Below are 11,738 nucleotides of genomic sequence, written 5' to 3'. Positions count from 1 at the left end.
CCTCCTCTTTGAAAGTCGATTCAAATATGAAAAATCAAGCGGAAATGACACCCGCTCTATTTGTCATGCCCTAATCGACTGTGAATAGTAACAAGCAATAAAGTCTGCCTTCATTACATAATGGCAGACTTTATTACACAGATTATTCTATTTTCATTAGACTACTTGCATCAACAATTTTTCTTACAAATTCCATATGGCACCTCATCAACTATCATGAAACATCAGTATCATAACTATAGTATAATGAATTACTTCTATTTATGCAATGCTTGGTATTTTTGAATTTCCAATGGCTCATTTGGGAATATATACGGCATTATACGATATATCTAAGAGCATCCTGAGGCTCCTCCACGATAAAGTCCGCCCCCGCCGCCATTAGTTCTTCCCGTGAACCGTAGCCGTATAAAACTCCCATTGAATGTACGCCGGCCTCTTTTGCCCCCAGAATATCATAATCCCGATCTCCGATCATCAGCACAGTGCTCCGTTCATAAACTCCCGCTTCATCCAGAACATACTCAATGACTTCCGACTTTTTTGTCCGACTTCCATCCATAAGGCTGCCGCCGATAAAATCAAAATACCTGCTGATTCCAAAATGTTCTGCAATCGTAACCGCAAATGTTTCAGGCTTCGAGGTTGCCATTATAACCTTCAGGCCAGCAGCCTTTAATTCCTGCAGTAGTTCCGGTATGCCATCATAGACTTCATTTTCAAAAATTCCCTTATCCCGGTAATATTCCCGGTAATACTCCACCGCCCGGGCTCCTTCCTCCTCGGAAAACCCACAAAATTCCCGAAATTGTTCCTTAAGAGGAGGCCCGATAAAACAGCGCAGCCTGGAAAGGTCATCTACTTCCATTCCATATTTTTTCAGTGCGTACTGTACCCCTGCCATAATTCCCGGCCCGGAATCCGTCAAAGTACCATCCAGGTCAAACAAAACTGTCTTAATCTCCATCATTCAGTCCTCCACTATGCGGAAACCCGCATTTCTAACCCTTTTTAGAAGCTTCTTATCTTATCCTCTTCGTCGTTCTGTGTATTAAGGATACTGCGTATCACCACATAATACCCGTAGTCCTCATTCACCTTCACATATACCCTATCGTTCACCCTGCGGCCCAGTATTGCTTTCCCTATCGGAGATTCGATACTAATCAGGCCGTTTATCGAACTGCCTCGCACCGATGTAACCAGCCGGTACGTTTCTACCTCATCGTCATCTTCACAGTAGACCTCTACCGTATTATTAATACCGACTTCATCGTCGCGGGAAGTATCATCCACAATCACGGCAGTCTTTAGCATTCTTTCCAGATAACGGATACGGCTCTCATTCTTATTTTTATCCTTCTTTGCAGCATGGTACTCAAAATTCTCACTCAGATCCCCGTGGGCCCGCGCTTCCTTCACAGCTTCGATAGCCTCACGGCGCACGACCAACTTCCGGTGTTCAATCTCCTCCTGGATCTTCTTAACGTCACTCTTGGTTAATTTATCATACATTGGTATTTCATCCTCTTTCAAAAATTAAATAGATACCAAATAATTATACACTAAAATACAGGAGGGTTAAACAAAAATTTTACTTTTTGGTGCGAAGGGGCGTCAGCCGTTTAGTTAGTTGGGTGGATTGGTTTATTATCTTAGCTTGTAGTTATAAATGCAGCACACGTTGTATCTTAATAATAATGGTCATTATTCCAGCTGCTTAATTAATGGGGATTGATGTAATTGACTTATATTTGTTTCTGTATGAATAGTTATTGGCCCTTGGTTATGTGATATAATGAATTTAAGTATTTGATAGGGAGATGATTTTGAATGACTGAGATTTGTGTGGAACAGGCTCGGATTTTTAGGCTGCGGGGGCATCATTTGGATTGTTTTTATGGAATAGAGGATGCGGAGGCTCTGGCTGGTGCCTGTGGGATTCAGAATTCACCTCCGGGGAGCTGGGAAACTTCGCTTTTTAATCGTGTTTCGGAATGCCGGTTAGAGGATTTGGAGGAATTGCTTTACATGAAACGGCGGCTTCTGCAGGCCTGGAGTTTTCGCGGGGCGCCTTTTATTTTTCCTGCTTCAGAAAGTGATGTTTTTCTTTCCGAACTGCTTCCCCAGGAGGATGAACCATGGATTTATACCCAGGGGATTGGACTGGCCCTTGATTATTTGGGGATTCCTTTTGAGGAACTGCTCGGATTGCTGCTGCGCGTCATACCGGGACTGGATGGCTGCGTGATCGTGAGTAAGACTTCGCTGGATCAGACTCTGGCTGAATGGATGCTGCCCCTGCTGCCTGCCTGTAAACAGGAATTATGGAACCATCCCTCTATGTATGGGAATCCAGACAAGCAGACGGTAGGCGGCGCTGTCGTTTCGTTTCTGCTGAGGCCTTGTTCCTTTCACGGACTGGTTGTATTTGGGAAACGCAGCGGGATCAGCCCCTCTTTTACTTCCTACAAAAACTGGTCCGGACACACACTTCAGTCCAACGGCGATGCGGCAAAAAAATTGGTGAGAAAGTTCCTGCACTGTTATGGCCCCGCAACGCTCGATTCCTTTGTGAGCTGGCTGGGCTGCTCCAGAACACAGGGAAAACGCCTGTGGGATTCCGTTAAAGAGGAAATAGAACCGGTCAAAATCGCAGAAAAAAAAGCATTTATTCTGTCCGAAGATAAAGAACAGCTTATCAATCCCCTTCCTCTCGAAAGAGAACTGCTCCTCCTGGGAGCCCACGATCCGTTCCTTGATCAACGTGACAGATCCATACTCCTGCCGGACAAATCCCTGCACAAAAACATATGGAAATATGTCTCCAATCCCGGAGTCATCGTATACCGCGGCGAAATCATAGGAATCTGGACAAGCCGAAAAAAAGGCAGCGCCATGGAAATAAAAATAACCCAATGGTCCCCCCTCCCCTGCCGCACCATCCTACAGCAAGAAGCCGAAAAATACGCCAACTTTCGCCAGCTAAAACTAACATCCCTGGACGATAACGATTAATTCCAAAACCTCCCCCAACAAAAATCCATCCCTGTCCATCCAAAAACATCTGCCTCCCCCGCTCCAGCCCCCAGCCAAAAATGCCCTAAACTATCCTGCCGGATGAGCCAGCCTGCCGTGGAACCGGGCGGGGACGCGCCAGAAAGGGGCAGCCGCAGGCCTTTGAAATGACATGTATGCCCTTCCAAAGACCTGCAGCTGCCCCTTTCCGACGCGTCCCCGTCCGGTTCCACGGCAGGCGTCCTTATCTTACAAGCAAAGATTCCCCAGTCATTTCCTGAGGCTGCTCCATCCCCATCATTTCGATAAGTGTTGGTGCGATATCCGCCAGGCATCCGCCCTCTCTGAGGCTGTATGCCGGGTCTGCATTGACTAATATGAACGGCACCGGATTCGTCGTGTGCGCAGTGAACGGCTCGCCTGTCTCCTGATCAATCAGCTGTTCTGCATTCCCATGATCTGCGCAGATAAACATCTGGCCATTGACTTCTTTGACGGCATCTACCGCTTTACCCACACATTCATCCACTGCCTCAATCGCTTTCACGGCAGCGGCTTCAACTCCCGTGTGTCCTACCATGTCAGGATTTGCAAAGTTGATGATTATCACATCGTATTTGCCGGATTTGATTGCATCCACCAGCTTATCACATACTTCATAAGCGCTCATCTCTGGTTTCAGGTCATAGGTTGCAACCTTCGGGGATTTTACAAGGATTCTGTCTTCCCCCTCGTTTGGTTCCTCAACGCCGCCGTTGAAGAAGAAGGTAACATGTGCATATTTTTCGGTCTCGGCAATACGCGCCTGCGTCATGTGGTTCTTAGCCAGGAACTCCCCGAATGTATTGGTGATCTCATCCTTTCCAAAGGCTACCAGTTTATTTCCAATTGTCACATCGTAGTCAGTGAAACAAACGAATACCGTCTTAATGCGCGGGCCTCTGTCAAATCCCTCAAAGTTGTCATCACAGAATGTTCTTGTGATTTCTCTTGCACGGTCAGGACGGAAATTGAAGAAGATCACGGAATCGTTATCTTTGATCGTTGCAACCGGAGCACCATCCTTCATGACAACCGTCGGAAGGACGAATTCGTCTGTTTTATCTGCATCATAAGATGCCTGGATTCCTTCCGGACCCGATGCCGCAGTCTCTCCCTCTCCGTTTACAAGGGCTTTATATGCCTTTTCCACTCTGTCCCAACGGTTGTCTCTGTCCATTGCATAGTAGCGTCCCATCACGCTTGCAACTTCCCCGATACCGATCTCTTTCATCTTTGCTTCCAACTGTTCTACATAGTCCTTGCCGGATGCGGGAGGCGTGTCTCGGCCGTCCAGGAAACAGTGTACATATAATTTTTCGATGCCCTGTTTCTTAGCAAGCTCCAGCAGACCGTAGATATGCTCATTGTGGCTGTGTACGCCGCCGTCTGAGACAAGGCCGAACATATGCAGGGCCGAGCCATTCTTTTTTACATTCTCACAAGCCGCAAGAAGCGCCTTGTTTTCAAAAAAATCGCCGTCCTGGATTGCTTTTGTAATCTTCGTCAGATCCTGATATACAATTCTTCCTGCGCCCATGTTGAGGTGTCCTACTTCTGAATTTCCCATCTGGCCGTCGGGAAGGCCTACCGCCAGACCGCTCGCATTTCCTTTCACAAAGGGGCACTCTGCCATCAGTTTATCCATGACAGGGGTTCTGCCCTCTGCTACCGCATTACCGTTCGTATTGTCATTTAATCCATATCCATCCAATATCATTAATACCGTTGGTTTTTTGCTCATATTATTCTCCTTCATTGTTAACTAATTTCTGTATTCCGGAACCTATTGTACCTTGTTTCTCCGGATTTTGCAAATCTAATCTGTCATCCCCTTCAGCCAGGTCTCAAGCAGATGGATCCAGGACTGCACCGGTTCGCAGATCATGCTGCCATCCGCCCTTGCGCTCGTTTGGTCCCCCAGGGAAAGCCCGTGCTCACCGGCAGAATACATATGAAATTCCGTGGACACCCCTGCCTTCCTGAGCGCCTGAACGAAGAGTAGCGCATTTTCTACCGGCACGGTCTCATCTGTAAATGTATGCCATATAAAACATGGAGGTGCAGCGGATGTCACCTGCTTCTCAACGGAAACCCTGTCCTTCAGTTCTTCATACCGGTTTCCCAGCAGGCTCCTGAAGCTGCCCTCATGGGCGTATTCTTCTTCCGATGTGATCACCGGGTAACACAGAATCATTCCACATGGTTTCAGTATCTCCGGAGTTGTCCCCGACAATTCACACAGAAACGGCTGATTCCAGAATACCCCCAGACTGGCGGCCAGATGTCCGCCTGCCGACGAACCCTGTATAAAGATCTTGTCCGTATCTACGTGCCATTTTTCGCAGTTTGTGTGCAGCAGCTTCATCACCTCTGCCAGCTCCAGCAGCGCAGTCGGAAACCGCGCAGGCGCCACGGAATACCGCAGAATACCCACATGATAGCCCATACTCAAAAGACGCATGGCAATCGGTTCAGCTTCTCTGTCACTGGTCATCTCATATCCGCCGCCAGGACAGAGAATCACCATGGGACGGTAAACATCCCCTTGAAAATCCATAGAGCTCTTTAAAATATATGCATAAAACTTTGTATCCTCAGCGGATCCGTCCGCCCGGATCGGAATTACTTCATACTGCATATTCAGCCTCCTGCTTTGTGCGTGATCTCCCCTATCGCAAGAAAATCGTGGCGAGCTTTCCCTGCGCTCCCCACGATTCCCTTCCCTGCGGTATCCGTCCTCATACGACAGCCAGTACCGCAATTATCGTTACTATTCACGGCCTATGGGCCGCGCATAGTAACGGCATCTGACTCATTTAAAATCGCCTGCAGCGAGGAGCCAGATGCCAGGCCCCATCACTTTATTGGCTCGGATGCCGTGTAGCAAGGTACACGGCCCCGTGAATAGTAGCCAAATATCTGCACTTGCGAATTATTTATAGTTGACAATCTTACCGAAATCTGCTTTCAGAGATGCACCGCCCACAAGTCCTCCGTCGATATCAGCCTGTGCAAATAATTCCGGAGCTGTTGCAGCATTTACAGATCCGCCGTACTGAATACGGATTGCCTCTGCTGTAGCCTGATCATAAACTTCAGCGATGCATGCACGGATTCCTGCACATACTTCCTGAGCCTGCTCTGTTGTAGCAGTCTTTCCTGTTCCAATTGCCCAGATCGGCTCGTAAGCGATCACTGCGGTCTTAGCCTGGTCAGCAGTAACATTCTGGAGCCCAACCTTAACCTGCTGGCGGATAAAATCCATGGTCACGCCCTGTTCTCTCTGCTCCAGTGTCTCACCGCAGCACATGATAGGTGTGATACCGTGCTCAAATGCTTTCAGCACTTTTTTGTTAACGTCTTCGTTTGTCTCACCGAAGTATTCTCTTCTCTCGGAATGTCCGAGAACAACGTATCTTACCCCTGCATCAACAAGCATAGCCGGAGAGATCTCGCCTGTGTAAGCGCCGCTCTCCTCAAAATACATATTCTCCGCGCCAACCTGAATATTGCTTCCCTTAGAAGCCTCTACAACCGGTACGATATCAATAGCCGGCACACAGAAAACTACGTCAACCTCTTCGTTTGCCACTAATGGTTTTAACTCCTCAACCAAAGCTACTGCCTCACTTGGAGTCTTGTTCATTTTCCAGTTACCTGCGATGATTTTCTTTCTTGACATGATATGGTCTCCTTTTATCGTTCATTTGTTCTGCTGCTTTGCCGCAGCCCGGCCCACAGGACATGTGTTATGGATGCCCTGCGTGGTATTGTCAATTCCGAACCTGCCGGAATATAGATCCTTTATTTGTCGTTTGCTGCCGCTACGCCCGGAAGCTCTTTTCCTTCAAGGAATTCCAGGGAAGCTCCGCCGCCTGTAGAGATGTGTGTCATCTTGTCGCCGTATCCCAGCTGGTTAACTGCAGCTGCGGAATCACCACCGCCGATGATTGTCACTGCATCTGTCTCTGAAAGCGCCTTTGCCACTGCCTCTGTTCCTGCCGCAAAGTTCGGCATCTCGAAGCATCCCATTGGTCCGTTCCAGACAACAGTCTTTGCACTCTTCACTTCGTCTGCATATAATTTAGCAGTCTCAGGTCCGATATCCAGTCCTTCCCAGCCATCCGGGATCTCTCCGCGTCCTACCACTTTCGTATTTGCATCATTGGAGAAATCATCTGCGATCACATTGTCAACCGGCAGAAGAAGCTTCACGCCCTTTTCCTCTGCTTTTTTGATCATATCCAGCGCGTACTGGCAGTAATCTTCTTCCAGAAGAGATTTGCCGACGCTTCCGCCCTGAGCCTTGCTGAATGTGTAAGACATTCCGCCCCCGATGATCAGGGTGTCAACCTTGTCCAAAAGGTTCTCGATAACGGAAATCTTACTGGAAACCTTAGCGCCGCCAAGAATTGCAACAAAAGGTCTCGCCGGATTCTCTACTGCATTGCCCAGGAAATCTATTTCTTTCTGCATTAAGTATCCTACTACTGCGGTCTCTACAAACTGTGTAACACCAACGTTTGAACAGTGTGCCCTATGTGCTGTTCCGAATGCATCGTTTACAAAAACATCGCAAAGAGATGCCAGATCTTTGCTGAAAGCTTCGCCGTTCTTTGTCTCTTCTGCTCTGTAGCGGGTATTCTCGAGAAGGACGATGTCTCCGTCATTCATTGCCTCTACTGCTGCCTTTGCATTTGGTCCTACAACCTCAGGATCTGCTGCGAATTTTACTTCCTGTCCGAGCAGTTCGGATAATCTGACAGCGACCGGTGCAAGTGATAATTCCGGAAGAGGCTGTCCCTTCGGCTTGCCCAGGTGGGAACAAAGGATCACTTTACCGCCGTCTGCCACCAGCTTTTTAATCGTCGGCAGTGCAGCCACAAGACGGTTCTCGTCTGTGATCTTTCCGTCAATCAATGGTACATTAAAATCGCATCTTACAAGAACTTTTTTACCCTTAACATTAATATCGTCTACTGATTTTTTGTTGAGCATCTTATTGCCTCCTGTTTAATAATTACCTTCTAGGGATAGAGCAGTCACACTATCCCCTATAATTCATGAAAAAAAGGATCCGGCCCTATATAAGACCGGACCCTTTGTGAGTCTATTTTTTAGAAATTAATCTGCCGATTATATTTTCCGAAATACCGACTTACAGTAATGTTCCAAAGTATTTGATTGTTCTTACCATCTGGCTTGTGTAAGAATTCTCATTGTCATACCAGGATACAACCTGTACCTGTGTTGTTCCGTTGTCCAGAGGCAGTACCATTGTCTGAGTAGCATCAAATAAAGAACCATAGTTCATTCCTACGATGTCGCTGGATACGATCTCATCTGTGTTGTATCCGAAAGACTCGTTGGAAGCAGCTTTCATAGCTTCGTTGATCTGATCTACTGTTACTGTTCCTTCAACTACTGCTGTCAGGATTGTTGTGGATCCTGTCGGGGTAGGAACACGCTGAGCAGCTCCGATCAGCTTGCCGTTCAGTGCCGGGATAACAAGGCCGATTGCCTTAGCTGCGCCTGTGCTGTTAGGAACGATATTCACTGCAGCTGCACGTGATCTTCTCAGATCGCCTTTTCTCTGAGGTCCGTCAAGTGTCATCTGGTCGCCTGTGTAAGCATGGATTGTGCACATGATACCTGTCTTGATCTCAGCAAGATCGTTCAGTGCTTTTGCCATCGGTGCCAGACAGTTTGTTGTACAGGAAGCTGCTGAGATGATGTTGTCCTCTTTTGTCAGCTCCTCGTGGTTAACATTATATACGATTGTAGGAAGGTCATTTCCAGCCGGAGCAGAGATGACTACTTTCTTAGCGCCTGCTTTGATGTGAGCCTCTGCTTTTGCTTTTGATGTATAGAAGCCTGTACACTCCAGAACTACGTCTACACCAATCTCTCCCCATGGAAGTTCTTCAGCGTTAGCTTTAGCATAGATTTTGATTTCTTTTCCGTCTACTGTGATGGAGTCCTCACCAGCTGTTACTTTGTCAGCAAGTGCATATTTTCCCTGTGTTGAGTCATATTTTAATAAGTGAGCCAACATTTTCGGAGATGTTAAGTCGTTGATTGCAACTACTTCATACCCTTCTGTTCCGAACATCTGTCTGAATGCGAGACGTCCAATACGTCCAAATCCATTAATCGCTACTTTTACTGCCATGATTAATTCCTCCTAAAGTTTTGAAAGTTGTTAACTGTTACACAGTCATTATATTGTGAAACCTTCAGCAAACCTCAAGTTTGTTAAAGATTCATCAACTACGGTTTATTGTACTAAATCAAGAACAAAAATTCAAGTGCTAAATATATTTTTATGGAAGTTGTTGAAAAATCGGCGTTCTGGACTTAAATTCTGTGTAGTATTTAAAGCCGCAGCCCTTCAGGATGTCCCCTGCCTTCTGAAAATCGTAGGCAATGTGTTCCGGCCGGTGCCCGTCGGCGCCGATTGTGATCACCTCTCCGCCGAGCTCCCTGTACCGCCTGATCACATCCGGATGCGGATGGCAGAAGCCGAGACCGTACTTGAATCCGGCCATATTCATCTCGATCCCCTTCCCCATGGAAATCACTTTTTTCAGGATCTCGTCCAGAATATCCGCATACTTCCGGTAACTGTATTCCTGCGCCTGTTTTTTTCCATAGCGCACAACATAATCAATATGTCCCAGCACATCAAAGTCCTGCACGGACTCTATATCTTCCAGTGTTACCTCAAATGTCTCTCTGTATGCGTCTTCATCCGTCCGTGTTTCAAACATTTTCTGATAATACGGATCTTCCCCGTTTACCACATGGACAGAACCGATCACAAAATCGAAGGGATATTGACTGACTAATTCTTTATAGTATTCTCCCAGATGAGGCTGCAGCCCAATTTCAATCCCGATGCGCACATCAATCCTGTCCGCATATTCTTCCCTGAGCGAGCCCAGTTCCTGAAAATATCTGTCTAATTCGAAAAGGGACCCCTCCATTCCAATATCCTCGTGAACCGGATAGTCTTTGTCGTTATGGTCCGTTATACAGATTGTCGTCAATCCCTTTGCCAGGGCGCCCTCTATCATGTCCCTGGGAGAAATGTCGCTGTCAATCGAAAAGTTAGTATGCATGTGAAAATCACTGGTTATCATAAAATGGTCCCTCCGCCGAGTACGTATTCGCCGTCGTAAAATACGACAGCCTGTCCGGGAGTCACCGCCCGCTGCGGCTCCTCGAAAGTGCAGAGCACCTCATCGTCTCCCGTTTTCTCTATTATACACCATGCCCCCTTATGGTTATAGCGTATTTTTGTAAAAACTCGTAAAGGTTCCGTCAAATCTTCTACAGACATAAAGTTCAGCGTTCCTGCCCGAAGCGTATGGGTCAGGGACTCTTCGTTTGTACCGATCACCACTTCATTGGTCTTTGGGCGGATCTCCAGCACAAAGGCGGGATATCCCAGGGCAAGCCCCAGACCTTTTCGTTGTCCAACCGTATAGTGGGTAATGCCTTTGTGCCGTCCCAGCACACGGCCGTCACTGCTCACAAAATTCCCCTCCGGCATCCTGATTCCTGCTGTTTCTTCTATATAAGATGCATAATCACCGTCAGGAACAAAACAGATATCCTGGCTGTCCGGCTTGTTTGCAACCATAAGGCCGATTTTTTCGGCAATCCGGCGCACCTCATCCTTTGTGTATTCTCCCACTGGCATCAGCGTGTGTTTCAGCTGTTCCTGGGTCAGATTATAAAGCGCATAGGTCTGATCCTTTGCAAGAGTCGCGGAACGCATCAGTGTAAAACGTCCATTGTCCAGTTTCACTATCCTGGCATAATGGCCGGTAGCAATGTACTCCGCCCCGATCGCCAGGCTCCTGTGTAGCAAAGCCTCCCACTTCACGTACCGATTACAGGCGATACAGGGGTTGGGTGTCCTGCCGTTACGGTATTCATCCACAAAATAATCAATCACATGCTCTTTGAATTCCTGCTTAAAATTCATCACATAATATGGAATCCCCAGATCCGCAGCCACCCTCCTGGCATCGTCCACGGCGCTCAGGCCGCAGCATCCGCCGTTTTCTTCCTGAACAGCCCGCTCCTCATCCTGCCAGATCTGCATCGTCACTCCGATGACGTCGTATCCCTGTTCCTTCAGAAGATAGGCCGCTACCGAGGAGTCAACTCCCCCGGACATTCCGACTACTACTTTGCTCATTAATACTCCTCTTCCTCTTCTTCCTCACCCTCATGGATATCTGACTTTGGCTTTTCCAGCCCTTCTATCTTAATATCATTCTTCTCGGCATAATCCCAGAGCGCGGCATGGATTGCCTCCTCTGCCAGCAGGGAGCAGTGCACCTTCACCGGCGGCAGTCCGTCCAGGGCTTCCATAACCGCCTTGTTCGTAATCTGCATTGCCTCCTGGATATTCTTCCCCTTCACCAGTTCTGTTGCCATACTGCTTGTCGCAACCGCTGCACCGCAGCCAAAAGTCTTAAACTTGACGTCACGGATAATCTGGTTTTCATCAATATCCAGATAAATCCGCATGATGTCCCCGCATTTTGCATTTCCCACGGTGCCGACTCCGCTTGCACCTTCTATTTCCCCTACATTTCTTGGATGTTCAAAGTGATCCATTACCTTTTCTGAATACATATATTCTTCCTCCTATTATCCGGTAC

General features: G+C 47.6%; 11 protein-coding genes. 1 reads left to right on the top strand and 10 read right to left on the bottom strand.

The genetic code is table 11. The features are described from left to right. Positions 1-319: 319 nt before the first annotated feature. Positions 320-967 (bottom strand): HAD family hydrolase, encoded by a 648-nt coding sequence (locus tag ARB69_RS21130; protein ID WP_050642807.1) that lies wholly within the window; start codon positions 965-967, stop codon positions 320-322. Positions 968-1,011: 44 nt separating this feature from the next. Continuing rightward, positions 1,012-1,515 carry a GreA/GreB family elongation factor gene (locus ARB69_RS21125; RefSeq protein WP_050642531.1) on the bottom strand — a complete coding sequence of 168 codons (504 nt, stop codon included), beginning with the start codon at positions 1,513-1,515 and terminating at the stop codon, positions 1,012-1,014. Between the two features lie 318 nt (positions 1,516-1,833). On the opposite strand from ARB69_RS21125, the gene ARB69_RS21120 reads away from it, so the two are divergent. Then, positions 1,834-3,018, top strand: coding sequence for a winged helix DNA-binding domain-containing protein (locus ARB69_RS21120; RefSeq protein ID WP_055154927.1), 1,185 nt, complete (start codon positions 1,834-1,836; stop codon positions 3,016-3,018). Between the two features lie 244 nt (positions 3,019-3,262). Here the strand turns inward: ARB69_RS21120 and gpmI are convergent, their stop codons facing one another. The 8 genes from gpmI to nifU form a co-directional block, all read right to left on the bottom strand. Further along, a complete protein-coding gene (gpmI, locus tag ARB69_RS21110) occupies positions 3,263-4,801 on the bottom strand; it encodes a 2,3-bisphosphoglycerate-independent phosphoglycerate mutase (RefSeq protein WP_055154925.1) in 1,539 nt (512 codons plus the stop codon). 75 nt (positions 4,802-4,876) lie between these two features. Further along, a complete protein-coding gene (locus tag ARB69_RS21105) occupies positions 4,877-5,698 on the bottom strand; it encodes an alpha/beta hydrolase (protein ID WP_055154924.1) in 822 nt (273 codons plus the stop codon). Between the two features lie 294 nt (positions 5,699-5,992). After that, positions 5,993-6,742, bottom strand: a complete 750-nt coding sequence (tpiA, locus tag ARB69_RS21100) for a triose-phosphate isomerase (protein ID WP_050642536.1) — start codon at positions 6,740-6,742, stop codon at positions 5,993-5,995. A gap of 122 nt (positions 6,743-6,864) precedes the next feature. Continuing rightward, complete coding sequence (locus tag ARB69_RS21095) at positions 6,865-8,058, bottom strand: phosphoglycerate kinase (RefSeq protein WP_050642537.1); 1,194 nt, start codon at positions 8,056-8,058, stop codon at positions 6,865-6,867. A gap of 160 nt (positions 8,059-8,218) precedes the next feature. Continuing rightward, positions 8,219-9,232 (bottom strand): type I glyceraldehyde-3-phosphate dehydrogenase, encoded by a 1,014-nt coding sequence (gap, locus tag ARB69_RS21090; RefSeq protein WP_025657727.1) that lies wholly within the window; start codon positions 9,230-9,232, stop codon positions 8,219-8,221. Between the two features lie 151 nt (positions 9,233-9,383). Further along, positions 9,384-10,202: a histidinol-phosphatase HisJ family protein gene (locus tag ARB69_RS21085; RefSeq protein ID WP_055154923.1), complete on the bottom strand. Its 819-nt coding sequence runs from the start codon at positions 10,200-10,202 to the stop codon at positions 9,384-9,386. Next, the gene (mnmA, locus tag ARB69_RS21080) at positions 10,199-11,269 is read right to left on the bottom strand and encodes a tRNA 2-thiouridine(34) synthase MnmA (RefSeq protein ID WP_050642539.1); all 1,071 of its coding nucleotides are present in this window, start codon (positions 11,267-11,269) and stop codon (positions 10,199-10,201) included. Before mnmA ends, ARB69_RS21085 begins: the two co-directional genes overlap by 4 nt. Then, entirely contained in the window at positions 11,269-11,712 is a 444-nt protein-coding gene (nifU, locus tag ARB69_RS21075) for a Fe-S cluster assembly scaffold protein NifU (RefSeq protein WP_050642540.1), read from the bottom strand. The genes mnmA and nifU overlap by 1 nt, the downstream gene beginning before the upstream one ends. Positions 11,713-11,738 lie beyond the last annotated feature (26 nt).

Origin of the sequence: Faecalicatena contorta, assembly GCF_001404335.1 — a bacterium.
GTDB classification, from domain to species: Bacteria; Bacillota; Clostridia; order Lachnospirales; family Lachnospiraceae; genus Faecalicatena; species Faecalicatena contortus_B.
This window is presented reverse-complemented; position numbering and strand designations above follow the sequence as displayed.